At 52.9% G+C, this 21,091-nt stretch carries 21 protein-coding genes and 2 riboswitches; of the genes, 16 read left to right on the top strand and 5 right to left on the bottom strand.

All coding sequences use genetic code 11. The features are described 5' to 3' along the window. Nucleotides 1-25: 25 nt before the first annotated feature. Genes DW350_RS03685 through DW350_RS03675 form a run of 3 tightly spaced genes read right to left on the bottom strand, consistent with a single transcriptional unit; the run spans nt 26 to nt 3,798 of the window. A complete protein-coding gene (locus DW350_RS03685) occupies nt 26-1,345 on the bottom strand; it encodes a c-type cytochrome (protein WP_115717577.1) in 1,320 nt (439 codons plus the stop codon). A gap of 3 nt (nt 1,346-1,348) precedes the next feature. Beyond that, on the bottom strand, nt 1,349-3,118 hold the full coding sequence (locus DW350_RS03680) for a GMC family oxidoreductase (RefSeq protein ID WP_192954873.1): 1,770 nt from the start codon (nt 3,116-3,118) through the stop codon (nt 1,349-1,351). Between the two features lie 17 nt (nt 3,119-3,135). Next, nucleotides 3,136-3,798, bottom strand: a complete 663-nt coding sequence (locus DW350_RS03675; protein ID WP_336406969.1) for a gluconate 2-dehydrogenase subunit 3 family protein — start codon at nt 3,796-3,798, stop codon at nt 3,136-3,138. Nucleotides 3,799-5,089: 1,291 nt separating this feature from the next. Then, nucleotides 5,090-5,232: riboswitch (FMN riboswitch) on the top strand. A gap of 100 nt (nt 5,233-5,332) precedes the next feature. Between DW350_RS03675 and ribB the strand changes: the two genes are divergently transcribed. From ribB to DW350_RS03660, 3 genes are all read left to right on the top strand, one after another. Next, entirely contained in the window at nt 5,333-5,998 is a 666-nt protein-coding gene (gene ribB / locus DW350_RS03670; RefSeq protein ID WP_115717574.1) for a 3,4-dihydroxy-2-butanone-4-phosphate synthase, read from the top strand. 248 nt (nt 5,999-6,246) lie between these two features. Further along, nucleotides 6,247-8,607, top strand: a complete 2,361-nt coding sequence (locus tag DW350_RS03665) for a membrane dipeptidase (RefSeq protein WP_226911381.1) — start codon at nt 6,247-6,249, stop codon at nt 8,605-8,607. 164 nt (nt 8,608-8,771) lie between these two features. Next, nucleotides 8,772-9,491: a YebC/PmpR family DNA-binding transcriptional regulator gene (locus DW350_RS03660; RefSeq protein WP_115717573.1), complete on the top strand. Its 720-nt coding sequence runs from the start codon at nt 8,772-8,774 to the stop codon at nt 9,489-9,491. A gap of 282 nt (nt 9,492-9,773) precedes the next feature. Here DW350_RS03660 and DW350_RS03655 read toward each other — a convergent pair whose 3' ends face one another. Then, nucleotides 9,774-9,986, bottom strand: coding sequence for a hypothetical protein (locus tag DW350_RS03655; protein WP_115717572.1), 213 nt, complete (start codon nt 9,984-9,986; stop codon nt 9,774-9,776). A 22-nt stretch (nt 9,987-10,008) separates the two neighbouring features. Between DW350_RS03655 and DW350_RS19415 the strand changes: the two genes are divergently transcribed. Continuing rightward, nucleotides 10,009-10,278: a hypothetical protein gene (locus DW350_RS19415; RefSeq protein ID WP_152032933.1), complete on the top strand. Its 270-nt coding sequence runs from the start codon at nt 10,009-10,011 to the stop codon at nt 10,276-10,278. 35 nt (nt 10,279-10,313) lie between these two features. On the opposite strand, the gene DW350_RS03650 is transcribed toward DW350_RS19415, so the two are convergent. Further along, nucleotides 10,314-11,057 (bottom strand): class I SAM-dependent DNA methyltransferase, encoded by a 744-nt coding sequence (locus tag DW350_RS03650; RefSeq protein WP_115717571.1) that lies wholly within the window; start codon nt 11,055-11,057, stop codon nt 10,314-10,316. 105 nt (nt 11,058-11,162) lie between these two features. Between DW350_RS03650 and DW350_RS03645 the strand changes: the two genes are divergently transcribed. From DW350_RS03645 to DW350_RS03595, 12 genes are all read left to right on the top strand, one after another. Beyond that, nucleotides 11,163-11,558: an ACT domain-containing protein gene (locus DW350_RS03645; protein WP_115717570.1), complete on the top strand. Its 396-nt coding sequence runs from the start codon at nt 11,163-11,165 to the stop codon at nt 11,556-11,558. Nucleotides 11,559-11,570: 12 nt separating this feature from the next. Continuing rightward, nucleotides 11,571-12,143, top strand: coding sequence for a hypothetical protein (locus DW350_RS03640; RefSeq protein ID WP_115717569.1), 573 nt, complete (start codon nt 11,571-11,573; stop codon nt 12,141-12,143). A gap of 97 nt (nt 12,144-12,240) precedes the next feature. Next, nucleotides 12,241-12,513, top strand: a complete 273-nt coding sequence (locus DW350_RS03635; protein ID WP_115717568.1) for a hypothetical protein — start codon at nt 12,241-12,243, stop codon at nt 12,511-12,513. Nucleotides 12,514-12,531: 18 nt separating this feature from the next. Further along, a complete protein-coding gene (locus DW350_RS19680) occupies nt 12,532-12,663 on the top strand; it encodes a hypothetical protein (protein WP_264296841.1) in 132 nt (43 codons plus the stop codon). A 226-nt stretch (nt 12,664-12,889) separates the two neighbouring features. Further along, nucleotides 12,890-13,021, top strand: a riboswitch (molybdenum cofactor riboswitch). Beyond that, a complete protein-coding gene (locus DW350_RS19675; RefSeq protein WP_264296840.1) occupies nt 13,013-13,144 on the top strand; it encodes a hypothetical protein in 132 nt (43 codons plus the stop codon). (Overlaps the previous riboswitch by 9 nt.) 97 nt (nt 13,145-13,241) lie before the next feature. Then, nucleotides 13,242-15,380 (top strand): TonB-dependent siderophore receptor, encoded by a 2,139-nt coding sequence (locus DW350_RS03625; protein ID WP_115717566.1) that lies wholly within the window; start codon nt 13,242-13,244, stop codon nt 15,378-15,380. A gap of 39 nt (nt 15,381-15,419) precedes the next feature. Continuing rightward, complete coding sequence (locus DW350_RS03620) at nt 15,420-16,472, top strand: ABC transporter substrate-binding protein (protein ID WP_115717565.1); 1,053 nt, start codon at nt 15,420-15,422, stop codon at nt 16,470-16,472. Continuing rightward, nucleotides 16,462-17,226 carry an ABC transporter ATP-binding protein gene (locus tag DW350_RS03615; RefSeq protein WP_115717564.1) on the top strand — a complete coding sequence of 255 codons (765 nt, stop codon included), beginning with the start codon at nt 16,462-16,464 and terminating at the stop codon, nt 17,224-17,226. Before DW350_RS03620 ends, DW350_RS03615 begins: the two co-directional genes overlap by 11 nt. Next, complete coding sequence (locus tag DW350_RS03610) at nt 17,223-18,239, top strand: FecCD family ABC transporter permease (protein ID WP_115717563.1); 1,017 nt, start codon at nt 17,223-17,225, stop codon at nt 18,237-18,239. The genes DW350_RS03615 and DW350_RS03610 overlap by 4 nt, the downstream gene beginning before the upstream one ends. Nucleotides 18,240-18,321: 82 nt before the next feature. After that, a complete protein-coding gene (locus tag DW350_RS03605; protein ID WP_115717562.1) occupies nt 18,322-19,932 on the top strand; it encodes a sodium:solute symporter family transporter in 1,611 nt (536 codons plus the stop codon). 40 nt (nt 19,933-19,972) lie between these two features. Then, nucleotides 19,973-20,611: a hypothetical protein gene (locus tag DW350_RS03600; RefSeq protein ID WP_152032932.1), complete on the top strand. Its 639-nt coding sequence runs from the start codon at nt 19,973-19,975 to the stop codon at nt 20,609-20,611. A gap of 71 nt (nt 20,612-20,682) precedes the next feature. After that, nucleotides 20,683-21,081 carry a GFA family protein gene (locus DW350_RS03595; RefSeq protein WP_115717560.1) on the top strand — a complete coding sequence of 133 codons (399 nt, stop codon included), beginning with the start codon at nt 20,683-20,685 and terminating at the stop codon, nt 21,079-21,081. The last annotated feature ends 10 nt before the right edge of the window (nt 21,082-21,091 follow it).

Here is a 21,091-nt window from a genome sequence, read left to right as displayed (position 1 = left end):
GCTTTTTTACAGCTAAGAAGCCGCCTTACTTGCCAGAGTGCATTTTGTCTCGGGCTTTCAGGTCTTCGCGCAACTTAGCAACGTCTTCGGCTTTGATAGCCACAGCACCATTACCCCAGGTATTGCGCACGTAGTTCAGGACACCGGCGATTTGCTTGTCATCCATTTTCCAAGCAAAAGACGGCATACCCGCTGCGGTTTGTACCTTAGCAGTGTGGGCCGCACGGGTACCTTTAAGCATGGCGTGGATAAGGTTATTGGCGTCGTCAGACAACAAGGCGTGGTTGCCAGCAAAAGCCGGAGCCAGGCCTTTAATGCCTTCGCCTTTAAGGCCATGACACGCAGAGCAGTTAACCTCGTAGGCCAGTTCACCGGCTTGCTGGGTTTTAGCGTCAAACGTCAGCGGCTTGCGCGCTTGGCCTTTGGAGGCAGGCACCGACTTCAAGTAAGTGGCAACCGCTTTAAGGTCAGCTTCGGTGAAGTATTGAGTAGAGTGCTCAACCGCTTCAGCCATATCACCGCCCGCAACAGCGACACCGTCAGTACCGGTTTGCAGATACTGCATCAAGTCAGCAACGCTGGAAGCGCCAATACCGGTGTGGGGGTTTGAGGTGATGTCTGGCGCGTGCCATTCACCCAAGTTACCGCCGAACAGGTATTCACCGCCTTTTTGGCCGCCAAGGAAGTTACGTGGGCTGTGACAAGCGGCGCAGTGGCCACCACCGTCCACAATGTACTTACCACGGTTCCACTCGGCGCTTTTGCTTGGGTCAGGCGTAAAGCCTTTGTTCTTGAAGAACAGCATGTCCCAGCCAGCCATGGCCAGACGGATGTTGTAAGGGAACGACATACCGGCGTTTTCATCAACCTTGTTCTCAACCGGTTTAATGGTGGAGAAATAGGCCCACAGGTCATGCATGTCTTTGTCGGTGAACTTACTATAAGCCGTAAACGGCATCGCCGGATACAGCAGACCGTGAGAACCGATACCCTGACGCACAGCGTTGAAGAAATCGCGCTCGGTCATGTTACCAATACCGGTTTTGGTATCAGGGGTAATGTTGGAACTCACCAGGGTGCCGAACGGGGTTGCGATTTTGTAACCACCGGCGAAGTCGCCTTTGCCAGCAGTGTGACAAGCGGCGCAGTCGCCAAGGCGCATGACGTAGGCGCCATGTTTAATGGCGGCTTGGTCGGTAATGGTCACTTTCGACAACGGTGTGGTGTCATCAGCCACAGCGGAGCGAGAGGTGTTTAGCGTATTCCACGCCCAAACCCCGGCGCCAATACCGCCAATAACGACAACCGCTACGATACCTTTGATAATGCTTTTACGATTTGCCATGGATTATGCCCCCACCAGTTTGCCGGGGTTCTTCACATACTGCTCGGCAATGGCACGAGCGGCCTTAACTGCCAGCGCACCCACGGTCAGGGTGGGGTTATAACCACCGTTGTTGGGGAATGCAGAGGCGCCTACAACAAAGACGTTTTTCACGTCCCAGCTTTGCAGGTGAGTGTTAAGTGCAGAAGTGCTTGGATCTTTACCCATAACAGCACCACCAATGGTGTGTGAACTGTGCTGTTTGTAGGGGTTCCAGCTGCTTTCGGCCTGGTTATCAACGCTGATATCAGTACCGCCCACTTCTTTCATGATTTTCACGGCTTTGTCGGTGACATAGCGCGCCATCTTCTGGTCATTACGGTTCCAGTCGAAGGTTACACGCAGCAGCGGCTGGCCGTGGCGATCTTTATAGGTGGGGTCCAGGTCCAGATAAGAACCTTGGCTAGGCATGGAGGTGCCTTGGCAGAAGATGGTGCCGGCTTCTTGATAGTCGCGGGCATAGCCTTTCTTCCACTCAGTGCCCCAACGCTTGGTGCCAGGGCGCAGACCATTCATGTTCTGGATCGGACGGCCGTTGGTACTAAAGCCCATGATGCCGGCGCCACCGATAAAGTCGACGTCAGAGTGGTCGAAGTTATCGCCGTTGAAGTCATCAATTTGCACCGCCAGCGCACCGCCGCCGATGAAGGGGTTCATTTTCTCGCCAGCAAAGAAGCCGGAAACAGAAGAACAGGTCTGATAGTTGTAGTTACGGCCGGTGGTACCTTTGCCGGTAGCCGGGTCGTAAGGCTGGCCGATACCGGACAGCAGCATCAGGCGGACGTTATCCATCTGATAAGCCGTGATACAAACCACGTCAGCTGGCTGGAAGCCCACTTCACCTTCTTTGGTGATGAACTTAACGCCTTTGGCGGTTTGGCCATCGTCGTGTTTCACCACTTGCAGCACTTCGGTTTCAGTGAGCACGGTGAAGTTAGGACGGCGCATCAGCGTCGGCAAAATACAGGCTTGCGGGGAAGACTTGGAGAAGTTACCGCAGCCGTGGAAGTCACAGAAACCACAATAGGTACAAGGCCCCATGCTCACACCCAGCGGGTTTACATAAGCCTGAGACAGGTTACCGGCAGGCACCGTGAAGGGGTTGTAACCCATTTTTTCAACGGTCTGGCGATACTTGCTCATCCAGTGGGTGTCTTTCAGCGCGGGCGTTGGGTAGTCGCGGCTACGGGGGCCTTCAAAAACGTTACCGCCTTTGCGCTTTTCGCCTTTGATGTTACCGGCATAACCAGAGGTACCGGCAATGCGCTCGAAACGGTCGTAGAAGGGTTCCATTTCGGCGTAGGTAACACCCCAGTCTTGCAATTGCATGCCTTTAGCACGCTCTTTGCCGTAACGCTCAACAGTGCGGGTATAGACTTCAAAATCCCAGGGCGTGAAACGCCAGGACATACCGGCCCAGTGAGTACCAGCGCCGCCAACGTTCCAACCGAACTGATAGGCAGACCAGTTACGAACAGGGGCAGCATTTTGGCCGGTGTTATTACGGAAAGTGGTGGTTTCAACACTCATCGGCTGCAGCATTTCGCGGCGGGTATGCCAGCGCAGCTCGTCGGGGTCGATTGCCGGTGGGAAATCGGTAGAGGTATCCCGCCAGGCACCGCGCTCAATGGCGATAACATTGAGACCAGCGCGGGTAAGCTCTTCGGCCATGATGGAACCAGCCCAACCGAGGCCGCAGATAACTACGTCTGCTTTTTGACGAATTTTCATTATTGTATTTGCTCCTGGGCTCAGTCTTCAGGGATCAGGCTGACAGGGATAAGACCCAGGTCTTCGCCACGGCGATCAATATAAGGGCGGTAGTCATAACGGGCGCCAGGGAAGCCAATCATTTTCCAACCGGCCATACCTTTATTACCACCGTACAGTGGATCAGCCAGATAACCTTCACGGGCGTTTTGCAGCATCAGCTCAAAGAAAGCTTGGCCATCAACATCGCCACCCAGGTCGATTTTACCGGCTTCAAGCCCGGTCAAAATTTCATCAATGCGCTCAGCGCTCAGATCGGCAAAAGCTTTACCGTCGGTTTTTTGCGCATAGGCTTCCAGCGCTTTCACGCCAGTGGCATAACGTTCACGAGGCGTTGCCAGGAACTGCGGCGCCTTCATGATCGCTTCTTCATTTTTGGGGTGCAGAGGCTTGTCTAAATACAGCACCTTGCCGTCGCCGTAGTCACCTGCCAACTGGTTGTCCAAAAACTCCAGGCAACCGGCCTGGGTAGCGGAGGGACCATACTCGTCAGCAGGGATAAGACGGTCAAAAACAGCCGCCAAGGTTTTACGATCGGTTTCGTCGGTTATTACTTGCGCACCACCGGGACGAATACCTTGCGGCAGACTGTCCTGGGTTAAAGCGGTATCCCGAGGGAACCCTTTCAATTCTTTTGCGCTCACCGGGGGAACAACAGCTAAGGCAGCTATTTTTCCCAAGGAAAATAGAGCATCTCTACGATTCATAATCAGCCTCAATCCGCCTTTTTATTTAAAAATCGACACCATCAAAATAGCACAGACTTTAATTAGCCAAACCGCAAATGAGAATGGAAATCAAAAGCATCAAAACGGTTGAACTTTTGACCTCAATTCCCTATCCAGCTTAGCTATTTGCTAAAAGGCAGTACGATCCAAATGTATCCGCGGGATCTTCATCAATAATTTTTGAGATTGCAAGCAACACGCTTTTGCGTTCGGCGTATGTAAGGCGCCGCCACTATGCGTAAGTGAAGCCCTGTCGGTCAAACAGAAGAGTGGCAGAAGTTAGTGGTTTACTGGCCAGTAGCTTACCGAGCGGGCTATTTCTTTAAAGCGCGCCTTTTTTATCATGAATAAAAGTTAATCATGGTCGGACCTCAAATAAATGCGCCTTAAATAATAAAAATAAAAACAAAATGAAAGACTAAGAAATCGCAGCTGCATAATTCGTACAAATTAAAAGGATAGCGGCTTTGTTTTATAGAGGTTCTTTTTTAAGCAATTAGTTTAACAATTACGTTACTGCCATCAATAAATTCCCCTAACGTTTTTCGATGCCGTTACATCTAAAGCAACGCCTTGTGGGGAATGAGTACAGGTTGAACAGGCTTATGCCGAGAAGCGCTCACCGCTTGCTTTTGAGATCAACATCACACCTAAAAGCTATTTACAGCAGCAAGACATTCCCCCTCAGGGGCTTGCAAGCATAAACCCGGCACAGCCATTGTTTGTTTAATTTAAAATTCACCTTTCTATAAATAGAAAAAATAAATTATTCGCCACGCCTGCTCAAAGCGAAAAACGGGGCTGATAGAAATCCAAAAACGCCTGGATACGTTTAGATATGCCGCCGTAGCGGTAAAAACCCATGCACCAGCTGTCACTACCTGATGCACTGCAAGCACCTTTACTAGGCTCCCTTCCCTACGGTCTGTCGCAACCAGCCAGTTGGATCTGTTGCCGCCAGCCTATTCCAGCAGACGCAAGCAGCATGGGCAGCCTGAGGTTTATCGGGCTAGCGTAACAAGGCGCTGGTGACAGCGCTTACCACCACATAATTAAAACCGGCCAGCGACGTGCTGCCACAGTTTCATGGCCAGAAGCCATTAATCGATTAGCTGCAACAGCCTTTTTTACCCAAGCGCTTTCCAATTGCGGCGGGTCGCAGTAGCATGTGCCTGCCGTTTTGTGACGGCAATCACCTTTGTTGATTACTTATTCTCAGGGCGGGGCGAAATTCCCCACCGGCGGTAGGCCCCAAGGGGCAAGCCCGCGAGCGCCCGGCCATGCCGGGGTCAAGCAGATCTGGTCAAAGTCCAGAGCCGACGGTCATAGTCCGGATGGAAGAGGATAAGGGCAAAGGGCACGGCCTGGCTGTGCTCTTTGCCTGCGTGCATATTTATATTTGCAGCCATTCCTGTGCCCTGATTCTGGTAGCTATTGGAGCGTTATTACCATGAGTCAGACTAACCAAACTTCTTTACTTGCCGAGTTTGGCACCCCTATCGAACGCGTTGATGCCGCCCTTGCCGCCCTTAAAGCCGGCCAGGGAGTGCTAGTGGTAGACGATGAAGACCGCGAAAACGAAGGCGACCTTATCTATAGCGCCGAACATCTCACCAATGCGCAAATGGCATTGATGATCCGTGAATGCTCCGGCATCGTTTGCCTGTGCCTTACCGACGCACAAGCCAATCAGTTGGCACTGCCACCGATGGTGGCCGCCAATAACTCGAAAAACCAAACCGCTTTTACCGTCACTATTGAGGCCAAAGAAGGGGTAACCACCGGCGTCAGTGCTGCCGATCGCGTTACCACCATCAAAACCGCCATTGCCGAAAACGCCAAACCCGAGCATTTAGCACGCCCCGGCCACGTGTTTCCGCTGCGGGCCAAAGCCGGTGGTGTGCTGGAACGCCGCGGCCACACCGAAGGCACTGTCGATTTAATGCGTCTGGCAGGGCTAGCCCCGGCCGGGGTGCTGTGCGAGGTTACCCTGGAGGACGGCACCATGGCCCGTCTGCCAGAAATCATCGCCTTCGGTAAAAAGCACGCCATGCCGGTGCTGACCATTGAAGACTTGGCCCAATACCGCTTAGCGTTACAACAAGAAGCGGTTTAATTACCAGCACCAAGAGAAGCGGGCCCAGGCCCGCTTTTTTTTGCATGAATTTAAACGCTATCGATCTAGCTCACTAAAAACAGTGTCACTACCAGTATTACGTGACCAAGATTAAATAACAAAAAACATAAATATTGATAACAAAGACATAATTACGCACCTTTTATTGCAGAAAAGGGGCGACTTTTTGCTGGGAAAAGGACATCCAAGGCTAGTGCTATTACGGGCCTTAAGGCACAACATTTTTCATGTCCATCCCGCCACCAAGGGTGCAAACCCGCTCTTCCTTCCCCGTGTTTAAAAGCTGTTTGTACTGGCACCTGCTGGCGCCAGTGCACCAAAGCGGGCGGCTGGCAGCCGTCAAAGGCAAGTTCCTTAATAGCAAGGAGAGCATTACCATGTATCGCATTATTCAGCGCAAGCGACATTACTGGCTTGGTTTATTGCTGCTACCGGCATTAGCCCAAGCTGATGTGTACTGGGGCAGCTTTACGCAAGACAGTTGCACCATCATTTACCCAGGGAAACGCCAATATTCAGCGGTACTCAATGGCATTGACAGTAGCGCCGATGCCCAAGCAACCTGCTTAGCCACAGCAGCCAGCATTGACGGGAAAAGCTATAGCGGCCCTGACCGCTGTGTGGTCGACGGCGACACTGTTACCGGCCAGTTCGATATCAAAGATGACAGCTGCGAAGCCAATTGGGCAGCGTTAGTGGGCAGCAGTTACTACACCCACCAAGACGACGGCTGCATCAGTAGCGGCACCTATGCCGGATTACACAAATATTCATCGCGGCTTTGGAATATCCCCGATGACTTTAGCTGGGAAGAAGCCTGCGCCATGATGCCGATGACACTGGCTGGGAAAACCTATGCATCCCCCGATGAGTGTGTGAATACCGGCGGACTAACGGGCATGTGGGGAGAATGGTACATCCCTGACAGCCGCTGCGAAGCCAGCCCCCAAGCTTATAGTCGTGGCGCCGACGACAGCCTTAAGCGCAGCGGCACCCTCCCCGGCTACATCGACCTGCATTCACACCTAATGGCACACTTGGGCTTTGGCGGGGTTATTTTCCATGGCGAACCCTATGGCGACCCGGCAAGCGCCCTTGGCAGTTGCCCCAGTGGCGACGATGAAGCGCATTCCGGCGGCCACTCCCGGGTTGAAGCTATCTTGCAAGACGACTACGTTGGCGCCGCCCTCAATACCGCTAGCCACGAAAGTGAAGGTTACCCAGACTTTCCCTATTGGCCTGCCTACAACAGCTATACCCACCAGACCATGTATTACCAATGGGTGAAACGAGCCTATGAGGGCGGCATGCGCGCCATGGTGGTGCTGGCCGTCAACGGTGACTACATGTTTGGCGCCACCGACAACGGCTTGCCGGATATCATCAAGGGCATTGCCATCGCTAGCGATCCGACACTGGACTTGAACGACATGTTGACCCTTAAACGCCAAACCCAGGCGGTCTATGACATGCAAACCTGGATTGATGCCCAAAACGGCGGTAGTGGTGAAGGCTGGTTTCGCATTGTCAGCAGCCCCAGTGAAGCCCAAGAGGTAATAAGCCAAGGAAAGCTGGCGGTGATTTTAGGCAGTGAGGTCGATTACCTACTCGATTGCGAAATCGATAGCTGCGACAGCGACAGCCTGTCAGCAGGGGTTGATGAACTGTATGACCTTGGTCTGCGTTTTATATTTCCTATTCACTTAAAAACCAATGGCTTTGGCGGCGCTGCGCTTTATAACATTCTGGGCAGTGGCGACAGCTACGACTGCAAACATTACAGCCAAGATTGCAATGTAGAAGGCCTAACCGACGACGGTAAAACCTTGATGAGCCTGCTGATGCAAAAAGGCATGATCATTGATGTTGGCCATATGTCGGCCAAGTCGTTAAGTGACGCCCTTGATATCGCTGAAGCAGCGGCTTACCCCGGTATTGTCACCGGTCACACCGGTGTTTATGACATGGATAACCTTGATAACCGCCATGAAGCCAACCCTCGGGATGACAGTCTGCTGCGCATCATCAACCTTGGCGGCATGGTAGGTTTGATCCCGGGCCAAGGCGATTTAGACCAAGTGGGTGAATGGCGTAATGACGACGGTACTTATATTGCCAATGCCTGTGGCGCCACCAGCCAAACCTTTGTGCAGTCATATCAATACCTGCTAAACCTGGTAGGGGATGCGGCCTATGATGGGCGCATCACTATCGGTACCGACTTTAACGGCTTTGCCCACATGCCGGGGCCCCGTTTCGGGGCCAATGCCTGCCCAGGCGGTAGCACCGATATCGAGCAACCCAGCTCTAGCAAAGTGGTCTATCCCTTCGCCTTAGACAACAGCTTGCGCCAAGCCGCCACCAAAACCGATGGCAGCACCATGGCCGAATACCAGTTTGGCAATCGTCTTTATGACTTCAATACCGACGGCGCGGCCCACATGGGCATGATGCCGGACTTTTTTGAAGATCTTCGCCAACAAGGTTTAAAACGCTCTGACCTGGAGCCGGTTTATCGCTCAGCTGATTTTTTCACCACCATGTGGAGTAACGCCATTAGCCGCGCTGCCCAGTTACAGCAGCAATAGCAACCAACTCCCCCAAGCAAGCGGGCCCAGGCCCGCTTTTTTTTGCTAAAAAACGGCGCTAACCGGCCCGGTAACCACCTTTGATGGCGGCACAACACAAGACAGCAAGGCCGCCAGCGGGTACAATCCTGCTGATTTTTTAATTAGCCAAGAAGAAAATTCCCATGGGCCGAGCGTTTAACAACCGTAAAGAATCCATGGCCAAAACGGCCGCAACCAAAACCAAAATTTATTCCAAATACGGCCGCAGCATTTACGTCTGCGCCAAGCAAGGCGGCACAGACCCCAACGGTAACCTGGCTCTGCGCGCCCTGATTGACCGCGCCAAGAAAGATCAGGTGCCTACCCACGTTATTGATAAAGCCATCGACAAAGCCGCTGGCGCCGGTGGTGAAGACTTCCAACCAGCCCTGTACGAAGGTATTGGCCCCGGTGGCGCCTTGGTGCTGATAAGCGCCCTGACCGACAACCCCAACCGCACTTTTGGCGAAATTCGTGGCGTGTTCTCCCGCTGCAAAGCCAAGCTGGGCAGCCAGGGTTCCGTTTCGCACATGTTCGATCACCGCGCCATGTTTGTGTTTGCCGGTGATGACGACGAACCGGTACTTGAAGCACTGATGGAAGCCGACGTAGATGTCTCTGACGTAGAAGCAGACGACGGCATGGTAACGGTGCTGGTACCACCAACGGAGTTCTTTAAAACCAAAACCTGCTTGCAGGAAATGAACCCCGACATCGACTTTGAAGTGGAAGATATTCTTTATCTGCCGCAGGCTGACCACGAACTGGCCGGTGAAGATGCCGAGCAGTTTGAACGCTTCGTTGGCATGATGAACGACTTGGAAGACGTGCAGGAGATTTACCATAACGGTAAATTTGCCTAAGCGGTAACAGCTAGAAAAAACGGTGCCCAAGGGTGCCGTTTTTTTATTTGAAAATAATTTAATAGGTAAAAAACATCCTCAAACAGGAAAAATAAAACCCATATGTCACGACTGTTAAATAAAAAAAACAAATTGACTAACTCCAAAAGCAATACTTAAATCCCTTCAAGTAGCGATGCCATTTTTCAGAACCAAACACCCCTATTTAATGCAGGGTCCTTTATCGCGAGGTTAGACATGGATAGCAATAAAACATGGGCGAAGATTGCAGCTCCTGGCCCGTCAAAAACCACCACTGAACCTAAAACCCGGCTCCAGTACGAAAGTAGAAAGGGCCGACAGGTCCGTGAGTTCACTACCAACGCCGGTGGGAAGCAGCGCAGTCAATCTGTATCCACACGTCACGAACGGCGGCGGCTGACCATTGACGAAGCCACCAACAAAGTCGTTAAAACGGGTGAATGGCAGCATATAAAAGATACTGATCGCCAGCATCGGCATCCTGGGGGCAGCTGGCATGAGCCGACAACAGCAACCGGTGCCGTTGGTGGCTCAACCACGACAGCGAAACAAAGAACAAGCCTGGACAATATGTCCAGCACAGTTAGGAAATCATCTACTACCTGGGAATGATTTTTCCTATTTCGCAATAACGCCGTCCGACGGCAATCGGTTTGTCGGTTTAATTGTTATGGTCCGAAAAGGACTTTTATTTAAAAAAGGCGCTAATGACGGCGTGGAACATTTTAAACCTAAAGCCACACAAAAATTGGGCAAGGCAAGGTAAAAAAGGCCCTTTCGGGCCTTTTTGTTTTGGGGCGCTTAGCGCTTCACGCAAACAAAGATGGCGTTACCAGACTCACCATCCCAGGGCACAATTTTGTGGTAGTCGTGCTCAAAGATATGCACTTCAAAATAGGGCGCTAGCAGCGCTTGTAGCTCAAGAAAGGTCACCGCTACCATCGGGTGCTCGTCATGCCAAAACTCAACATTGCCCTGATGGTGTTTTTCAATATTCAGCCGTAACGACTGGCGCTCACCTTCGCCAATGTAATGCCAGCCTGAGCGAAACCAAAACAGCTGCTCTTGTTGTACGGCGCTATGGCTAACCGATGAATTGTTGTCAATTTTAAGGCGGTCAACGGCATTAAAAGCAAAGACCCCGCCTGGGGTTAAGGCGTTATAGGCCTTGGCAATACAGGCTTGTAGCGCCGCAACAGCACCGCAATAGTGGATGGAATATAAAAAGCAGGTGATCACATCTTGCGGTTCATCCACCACAAAATCACACATGTTTTGCAGTGAAAACTGCGCCTCTGGGCAGCGCTTGGCGGCCAAATCCAGCATCGGCTGGTTTAAGTCCAAGCCGCTACTTATAAAGCCCGCATCAAGAAAATGGCGAATGTGGGGGCCGGTGCCACATGCAAGGTCAAGGTGGTGCTGGCCTTGGTTGCCAAAGATCCGATTCAAGCGCAGCAGCGCTTGGCTTTGCGCCTGGTAGTCGATATCAGCGCACATCAGGTCGTAGTAGCCAGACAGGTCAGTATAAAGGGCAGTATTGGCCATGTTTGGCAGACACCAAATGTTGAGGGTGGCGCAGTGTACACTGCTATGGTGAAAAAGTATTCGGCTAATTGCCGCCGCCGTTAGCGCCGTAAAAAGGAGCAACCGATGTCTGGTATCACCTCACTTGCCACCCTGCTTGACACCATGGCTCCCGAACTGTTGCCAGGGGATGTGGTTTTTTGCACCGTACCGGGAAAGTTGGCCGATTACCTGCACTTAGAACCGCTGGCAAGCTTTCGGGAAAAAGAAGGGTTAAGCCTCATTATTGATGCGCAAACAGCGCACAGCGCCAAACTGCCAGCGTCATCGCTTTACCGGCAAATCACCCTTAATGTGCATTCCAGTTTAGAGGCGGTGGGGCTCACTGCCGCCATAGCAGCTAAGCTTAGCGAGCACGGCATTAGCGCTAATGTAGTGGCCGCTTATTTTCACGACCATATCTTCGTGCCCAAAGACAAAGCACAACTCGCGCTGGATGCCTTAAGTTCGCTTTCATCCTAACAAGAGGCCGTCATGGACGACAGGCAGGAAAACCTTCAGAAGGTCACCAAAAAGTTAGTGGTGTTTACCGCTGGCATTTTAAGCCTGGTGATTGGCTATTTGATTGTGCTGGCTGCCATTTGCCCCCAGGCCCAATGCCAGGGCCACGAAAAACCGATAGTGCTGCCGTTTGTGCTGAGCTTCGGCTTGATTGGTGGTTTTGTCAGTATCCAGCAGCGGCTGCCAAAAATTGCCTCGAACGAATTGCGGATGCTGTCGCGCTCCTGGGTCTCCATCACGCTTATCCCGATTAATGGTGCCATCTTTTCGGTGGTGCTAATGCTGATGTTTATCAGCGGCATTATTCAGGGTGAGCTGTTTCCAAGGTACGAAGCTCGCGATATTTACTCGTTATCCGACGTGTATAGCTGGATAAAAGAAGGGCTGCCGAAAACCAGCACCGACCTTGCCAAGCTGTTTTTCTGGTCTTTTGTGTCCGGGTTTAGCGAACGCCTGGTGCCACAGGTAATAAGGGCGACCACACGCCAGGTTCATGCCGAGCAAGGTGATGACGAAAAAGACAAGGAAGACAAACCCGCCCCCTGACCTTGCCGCCGTTTCAGTGCCCAGAGTGGCAAAACCATTAGCAACCAAGCCTTGCCCCCGATAAGCTGGCAACAGCTTATTGATAACGAGTCAACGTATGTCTAGTGAACCGGCAGTACTGGCCGAACATGGCTATAAAGGCCTGGCGACACTTTTGCGCCTGCTCAAGGGCTTTAGTTTGCTACTGGCAGCGCTGCTGCTGTTAGTGGTGTTGGCGCAGTGCCTGTTGTTAACCCTGCAGCAAACACCGGTGTCGATTTACCTTATCATGCGCAGTATCGGCGGCTTGGCAGCATCGTTACTGTTTTATGCCGCTGTGCACGGTATCGAAGCGCTGATACGTATCGAGATTAATACTCGCAAAAACTGAGCTAGACAGCACCAGGCCATGAGCTGCCCACGCCGCACGATGCTGCAAATCCTAAAATCGATTTGGGCGCTAAATGCCCCCGATAAAACCCGCCAAGCCCTGCTTAGCCAAGAGACACAAAAGCGGGTTAGCCAATATTTAAAAGCCTGATAGCGGCAACAAAAAAACCGCGCCAATTTATGGAAAAATATCGCAAAACCGAATTAATGGCGACTTACACCACCCTGGCAAATTTCATTAAATTTCCCGCAGTTTCTTCGCTAAGTTTGGTTTTTTAGCCGCATTTACACTGATTAATTCGTATTCAAAAAACCGTCATTAGTCCGCTGGGTTCTGCTAGTAAAGCCGCCAGCATTGCTTTAGTCTCGCCACCGACAATGTTGTCAGCTACCGAGCCGTTGTGCCTGAAGCCCACCAGGTATGGCACTGCGGCCGCAGACGAATCTGCCAGGGTTGCGTTAGAAATGGCGCAGCCTCCCCCATTGGAAAGGTGAGCCGAATGTCTAACGTCCTATTAGGTGGTCTTTATGGTCGCCCGGGTTTGTTGTGCCCGCAAACACAATACCGCCACTACTTCGGGGCGTTATCGCCCTGGCAAACACCTCAGCATCATCCACCTGCGACACGCTAAACAGCGGCTTGCCATGCTGCTTCGCAGTGCCTATGGCGTTTTGCCCAGGCAGGCTGCGGGCGGCGTTTTATTGTGATTTTTCCTAACGGAATCAAAGATGTTGAACAAAGTATCCACGGCGGCCCTTGCCTGCTTGGCCGTCAGCCCCCTTGCCATGGCACAAAGCCAGAGCGATAGCACCAGCACACAGAAAAGCCAAAAGCCCGATGAACATTGGGTGGTTTATGGCCAACAGCAACAAGGTGACGACTACCGCGCCAAGCGCGTTGATTTGGGGCCTTTTGGCAGCACCGACCTGAAAAAGGTGCCCTATTCCGTTACCGTGCTTAGCCAGCATCTACTGCAAAGCCAGCAGATCACCAGCCTTAATGATGCCCTTAAATTCATGCCCTCCACACAAATGGAGGCCAGGGGTGGCCTGAATGTCGGGCGGCCGCAAAGCCGCGGCATGGAAGGCAGTGTGGTAGATAACAGTCACTTGGACGGGCTCAATGTGGTGGCAACAACGGCCCAGCCCATTGAACTGATTGACCACATTACCGTTATCAATGGCCTAACCGGTGCCCTTTATGGCCCGGCCAGCCCAGCGGGGGATTTTAACTACACAGCCAAAAGGCCTACCGCGCAATACCGTACCGTATTATCAAGCCGGGTAACGGCCAAAGGCGCCCTGACCGAGTCGGCCGACTTTGGCGGCTCGCCGTCACAATATTTCGGCTACCGGCTGAACGTGCTACACGAAAATGGAAACGGCTATGTGCCTGGCTCAACCGAAAAACGCAAACTGGCTGGCTGGGCTTTTAACTTTAACCTTACCCCCAAGCTGCAACTGCAGCTTGATGGCAGCTATTACGACTTTCAGCACTGGGGCTACCCCGGCGGCTTTGGCATCAGCGCCGGTGTAGCACTGCCTAAGGCCCCCGACCCAAGCCGCAAGGGCTATGGCCAAAGCTGGGCTGGCCAGGAACTGAAAACCACCACCAATAGCGCCAAATTGCTGTACCAGTTAAATGACAACTGGCAGTTCGAAGGTGGCTACCTGCATCAGCAAGCAGACCGCACCTTACCGGGCATTTCCAATAGCCTTAATGGCGATGGCACCTACACCTCCACGGTTAGGGTTACCAACGCCGCCGCCAGCCGCTTTAGCATCGACAGCAACATGGCCAAATGGATAGGCCAGTTTGCCACCGGTGCTGTTACCCACAAACTGGTGGTGGGTACCACAGGTTACGATTGGGGCATTTACAAAGCGGACACCTCCAGCGTCAGCGGCGCTTCGACGGTAACCCTTGGCACCAGTTCACTGGACGACCCAAGGCTCTATAGCTCGCCCCAGCTTTACACCGATTTGCCGCTCGAAAAAGCCAGCTCTACCAGGGTGCAAAGCGGCATGCTGGGTGACACCATCGGCTGGACCGACCGCTTATCCACCTTGCTGGTGGCCTCCTACAGCCACTTCAACTTAAGCTCGAGCAACTATAAAAAAGACGGCCTTAGCTCCACGGTGTCGGTGATTTATCAGCTCACTCCCGCTATTAGCACCTACGCCACCCACGCCGATACCTTAGAGTCTGGCGGCGCCGCATCCAGCAGTGCCGATAACGCTGGCACCCTGCTGGACCCCATTCGTAGCCGCCAGTCAGAGCTGGGTATGAAAGCCACTGTTGGTAACCTCGATACCGGCCTTGCTGTTTTTCATATCACCAGGCCCATGGCTTACACCGGCGACGACAACGTCTACAAGGTGCAAGGCCTGCAACGCAACAATGGCTTGGAGCTCAGCCTTGGCGGCGCCATCAGTGAGCAGTTAAAGATCTTTGGTGGTGCCACCTGGCTTGATGCCCGCTTAAAAGATGCCGCTGTTGCCAGCAACGATGACAAGCAAGTGGTCGGCGTGCCGCGCTTTCAATCAAACCTGCTATTTGAGTACGATTTTGCCGCTCTGCCGGGGCTAGCTGCCACCACCAACCTGCATTACACCGGCAAGCGGGCAGCCAACAGCAGTAACAGCACCTGGGCCGCTGGCTACCGAACCGTGGATATGGGTGCCAGCTACCGCTTTAACCACTTTTATGGCAAACAACTGACGCTGCGCTTTAACGTCACCAACCTCACCGACGAGCACTATTGGGCGTCGCTTTTTGCCGGCTCCATTACCGGCTCTTCCGACTCGGCCAGCGCCTTTTTAGGGGCGCCGCGCCAGTTTGTACTGTCAGCCACCTTAACGCTGTAAATCAGAAAAGGGCCGCTATTGCGGCCCTTTGGAGTGAAGATGAAAACCCCCATTGCCACGCTGTTAGCCGCGCTGATGCTCTGGCTGCCCTTTAGCAGCCAGGCCGCCGCCACACGCACCGTGCATTTTTACCAGCATCAACAGCTAACAGTGCCAGCCAAAGTGACCAAGGTTGCTTCGGCTTGGGAGGCTGAAAACGCCATTTTGGCGATGCTGGGCGCAGGCAATAACATTGTGGCCACCACCCGCATTGCCCGCAGCACCCCGGCCTTTCAAAAGTTCGTACCAGCCATTAAAAACGCCGCTCTTGCCACCATGGGCTCGGCCAATGGCGTGAATGTTGAAACCCTTATCGCCTTGCACCCGGATATCTTGTTTGTTCCCAGCGGCTTTAATGCCGTTAAAAAGCAGCAGCTTAATAGCGCTGGCATTGCCGTCGCCGAGCTGCATGGCAACTCCTTAGAGGCACTAAAAGAGCGCGTTACCATTACCGCCAAACTCTTGGGCGGCAAGGCGCCTGCCGAAGCCAAGGCTTACCAAGCCTACTTTCGCCATAATGAGCAGCTGATTGCCAAGCGTCTGGCCGCTATTCCCAAAGCCAAACGGCTGCGAGTGTATTTGGCATCAGGCAGAGCGCTTTCCACCTCGGCCAGCCCCTCACTGGACCAAGACTGGTTAAATGCTGCGGGTGCTATCAACGTTGCCGCCCACTGGCAGCTCAGCAAAGAACGCTACCACGCACCCAACGTGTCACTGGAAAGCGTGCTGGCAGCCAACCCCGACGTAATTATTGCCATGCGCGCCGAAGACGCTGAAACCATATTGCATGACCCGCGCTGGCAAACCATTAACGCCGTAAAAAACGGTCGGGTTTACGCTAACCCGCGCGGCCTGTTTTGGTGGTGCCGGGAAACCTCAGAACAGGCCCTGCAAATTCTTTGGGCCGCAAAAACGCTCTACCCCAGCGCGTTTAGCGACATTGACATGGCCAAGGAAACGCAGCAGTTCTACCGCCGCTTTTTCCATATCCAGTTAAGTGGTAGCGACGTTCAGCAGTTTTTACACCCACTAACGGCCGCCCATGGCCACTAGTCTGCTAACCGCCAAAAAGCTGAATTTTGGTTATGGCAAGGGCGCGGTGTTAACCGATGTGTCCCTTGAAGTGAAGCCGGGGCAGGTACTGGCACTACTGGGTGCTAACGGCGCCGGTAAAAGTACCTTACTGCGGTTGCTACTGGGCCTTGAAAAGCCCAGCAGCGGCGAGGTGCTACTGGCGGGCCGCCCCCTTGCCAAAATGCCACGGCGCGACATCGCCAAGCACTTGGCCTATGTGCCGCAGCACCATGTCAGCCCTTTTCCCTATTTGGTAGAAGAAGTGGTGGCCATGGGCCTGTTTCACCAAAGCGGGCTTTTTGGCCGCCAAGGCGAAACGGCAAAAGCCAGGGCGCTGGCTGAGCTTGACCGCTTTCATCTCAGCCATTTGGCCAAGCGCCCCTACACACAAATTTCCGGCGGCCAGCGCCAGTTGGTATTGATGTGCCGCGCCCTGATGCAAGGCGCAAAATTGTTGCTGCTGGACGAACCGGCCTCGGCGCTTGATTTTGGCCATCAGGCCCGGCTATTAACGCACCTGCAAAGCCTGGCTGAACAAGGGTTTGCAGTGCTGATGAGTAGCCACCACCCGCAGCATGCCGCCGCCATTAGCCAGCAGGTGCTGATGCTGAAAAACGGCAGGGTAATGGCGCAAGGGCCAACCGAACAAACCCTGACTGCCGCAAATATCAGCACCCTTTACGATATGACGCAAAGCGATCTGCAGCGCATATTAGGAAGCCAAGTGCGATGAAAAACCGCTATTTTTTTGAGCTCAGCTTACTGGTGGCACTGCTGCTTGCCGCCGTGCTTTTTGCCCTTTCCATCGGCAATTACCCGGTATCTGTCAGCGCCATTTTGCACTTTCTGGCCGACGCCTGTGGCGTGGCCAGCATGCCCCACAACCAATACCAGTTACTGGATAACCTTATTGTTAATATTCGCCTGCCAAGGGTGCTTACGGCGGTGCTGGTGGGGATGGCGCTGGCCAGCTCTGGCTCTGCCTATCAAGCGGTCTTTCGTAACCCCTTGGTTTCCCCTGGCCTACTGGGGGTATTAGCCGGTGCCTCGTTTGGTGCCGCGCTGGGGTTATTGCTGCATGGCCACGCCGCGCTGGTGCAAGGCTTGGCGTTTTTGGGCGGCCTGGCGGCGGTGGTGCTGGGCATCATGATTGCCAACCTCTTTGGCAGCGCCTCGATGATAACCCTGGTACTGGGCGGCATTATCAGCAGCGCACTCTTTGCGGCGCTTTTGTCACTGGTGAAATACCTGGCCGACCCGGAAGATCAACTGCCATCCATTGTTTACTGGCTGATGGGAAATTTAGGCATGACCCGACTTGGGCAACTGGCCTGGCTGGCTATTCCAGCCCTGGCCGCCATTGCCTGTCTGTGGCTGCTGGCGCGGGCTTTGGATGCCATGTCGATGGGCGACGACGAAGCCCGCGCCTTAGGGGTGCCGGTCACGGCGGTGCGTTACACCGTGATTTTTGCCGCCACCCTGGCCTCAGCGCTGGCGGTATCGATGGCCGGCATGATTGGTTGGGTGGGGCTATTGGCACCGCACATTGCCAGGCTACTGATAGGCCCGGCCAACAGCCGTTTATTGCCCGCCAGCACCTTACTGGGCGCCACCTTTTTGGTGCTGGCCGATTGCTTGTCCAGAACCTTGGCACAAGTGGAAATTCCCATTGGCATCATTACCGAATTATTAGGCCTACCGATGTTTTTACTGGTGGTGCACCGCGCTCGGCGCGGCTGGCAATAACACTACCGCCCTTGGGTTTGCATCCGGGGCCTTTGCCCGGTAGCTTAAAAAGCATCCAGGGCAGGAAAGGTAAGTTTTTGTTATGTCGGCACAAATCGGGTGGACAGACTGGCTGGTGATCGGCCTTTACCTTGTGGGGTTGGTGCTGCTGAGCCTTTACCTTTCCCGCTCTCAGCATTCGCGTAGCGACTATTACGTTGGCAATCATGGCATTGGCCCTTGGGCCATTGCCATTTCCACCATGGCCACCCAGTGTTCCACCAGTTCCATTCTCGGCGCCCCGGCTTTTGTGGCCTTTGCCGCTGGCGGCGGCTTGGTATGGCTGCAATACGAATTGGCCGTGCCATTGGCGATGATCGCCATCATGGTATTTTTATTTCCCGCCTTTTACCGGCTTAACCTAATTTCGGTATACGAATACTTAGAGCGGCGCTTTGACTTAAAAACCCGCCTTATCTTAAGCGGCATCTTTCAGTTTGTGCGTGCCTTTGCCACTGCCGTAACCGTCTACGGTATTTCGCTGGTCATCGAACTTATCACCGGTTTGCCCTTCTTTTGGTCGGTGGTGCTCATCGGCGCCATTACCCTGCTTTACGATGTACTGGGCGGCATTCGCGCCGTTATCTATTCAGATGTGCTGCAAATGCTGATTTTGGTGGTGGTGCTGCTGGGGCTACTGGCGCTGCTGTTAGCCGACCTTGGCGGCTTTTCCGGTATTTTTAGCGCCCTGCCCAGCGGCCGGGTAAAAAGCCTTGATTTTGCGGCCACCGGCCTTGGCGATGGCCAAACCTTTGCCTTTTGGCCAATGCTGATTGGTGGCTTTTTCCTGTATGTGTCCTACTACGGTTGTGACCAAAGCCAGGTGCAGCGGGAGCTTTGCTCCAGAAACCTTAATGACGGCAGAAAAGCACTGTTTTTAAACGGCATTCTGCGTTTTCCCTTTGTGCTGCTCTATTGCCTGTTAGGCGTTGCAGTCGCGGCTTTTGCCCTTCACAACCCCGGTTTTATCGACTCCCTTCCCAAAGATGCCGGCCAGCCCAACTACAACCTGGCGGTGCCATTGATGATGACCAAAATGCTGCCCCATGGCCTGATTGGCCTTGGCATGGTGGCACTCTTTGCCGCCGCCATGTCGTCGCTGGATTCGGTTATTAATTCCCTTAGCGCCACCACCATGGAAGATTTTGTACGGCGCTTTAAAAAAGGCCAGTGGCAACAACGAACCGAGCTTAACCTGTCGCGGCTGGTTACCGTTTGCTGGGGCGTGCTGACCCTCGGTTTTGCCTTTTTTGTAGGCCGCATTGCCGATACCGTGCTGGAGGCCATCAACATGATTGGCTCTTTAATTAATGGCCCGGTATTGGCGGTGTTTGCCCTGGGGCTATTAACCCGCCGCGCTAATGGCAATGGCGCCGTGGCAGGGCTGCTTGGAGGCTTTGGCTTAAACCTTTATTGCTGGGTAGCGGTGCCCACCCTGTCCTGGCTGTGGTGGAACGCTTTTGGCTTTGGCTGCTGTTTTTTGGTGGGGTATTTGGTGAGCCTTATCAGCGGCAAGCGCAACACCGAACACGGCCTTTACTGGCATAGCCTTGGCGAGCAGCAAAACGATAAGCGCTGGAAAAAAGGCTACCTGCTGTTGGTGCTTTGGGCTTTGGTGATACTGCTGGTGGCCTGGGGATTGGAACGATTATGATATCTAATAAAGCTTTTAATAATGAAAGTATGAGGCTTACATGATCCGCACCTGCTTTTTAATTTTCATCTCAATTCTAATAACTGCTTGTTCTACAGTCCCAACCAAAAGCAGTTACCATTATGAAGGACATAATCAAACAACCAATACTTTTACTCCAAAAAGTAAAATGCAGTTCGTGGCCACAAGGGTCCAAGTGGAATATCCAACACCAGAAACTCCCACCCCGGAACAAAGATTAAGAATTAGTATGCTCAAAGGGCAAGCAGTAATCGCTCTAAATTCTAGCGGAGCCTTTAAACGTATAGATGAATATCACGATTCTCCATATCTTCTCGATATCAAACTAGCTGAAAAATCAAGAGATCAAGCAAAAGACGTTGCTAATCAGCTCGTTTCAGCGGCTACTCTTTTTATTTTACCAACTGGTTCGAAAGGGCAATGGGTTATCACCGTAGACTTATACAGTCACGGGATTAAAACCAATTCATACAGACTAACCGAGGACTTTGAAAACAGCATTTCTAGCAGAAATCTATTTTCAACAGCACCAACTAACGAACAAATCGCCTTAGAAAACGCAATGAATCATCTAATTAATGAAATTAAGGATGATTCCTCAATTCCACTTACATTACCAGACTTCAACCATTTTTCTCTCTATCCAACGAAGTCGTAATTTTCATATAGCGAAGACTTCTACGCAGGTGTAAAACTAACCATACTTTCGCTTCGTTAAGGACAACACAGATGATCCACGGTAGTTGCTTGTGCGGCCAAGTCAGCTTCGAGCTAGAAAATCGTTTTAGCCAATTTCACCTTTGCCATTGTAGCCAGTGCCAAAAGGCCACCGGCTCGGCCCATGCTTCCAACCTTTTTACATCGCCGGACAATATTCACTGGCTAACAGGCAGCGATTTTGTGAGTCGCTATGATGTGCCAGGGCGCACCATCAGTAATGCCTTTTGTCGCCATTGCGGCAGCGCCCTGCCCTATGTGTCGGGCTCAGGTAAAGCCCTGGTGGTGCCCGCCGGTTGCCTGGATGACACCCCGGCCATCACGCCTGAAGACAATATTTTCTGGGCCGAAAAGGCGCCCTGGTATGAAGCGGCATTGGCCAGCCCCCACTTTGCCGGTTTTCCCGAATAACGCTATTTGC

The sequence above is a fragment of the Gallaecimonas mangrovi genome, from assembly GCF_003367375.1.
Lineage (GTDB): Bacteria > Pseudomonadota > Gammaproteobacteria > Enterobacterales > Gallaecimonadaceae > Gallaecimonas > Gallaecimonas mangrovi.
This window is presented reverse-complemented; position numbering and strand designations above follow the sequence as displayed.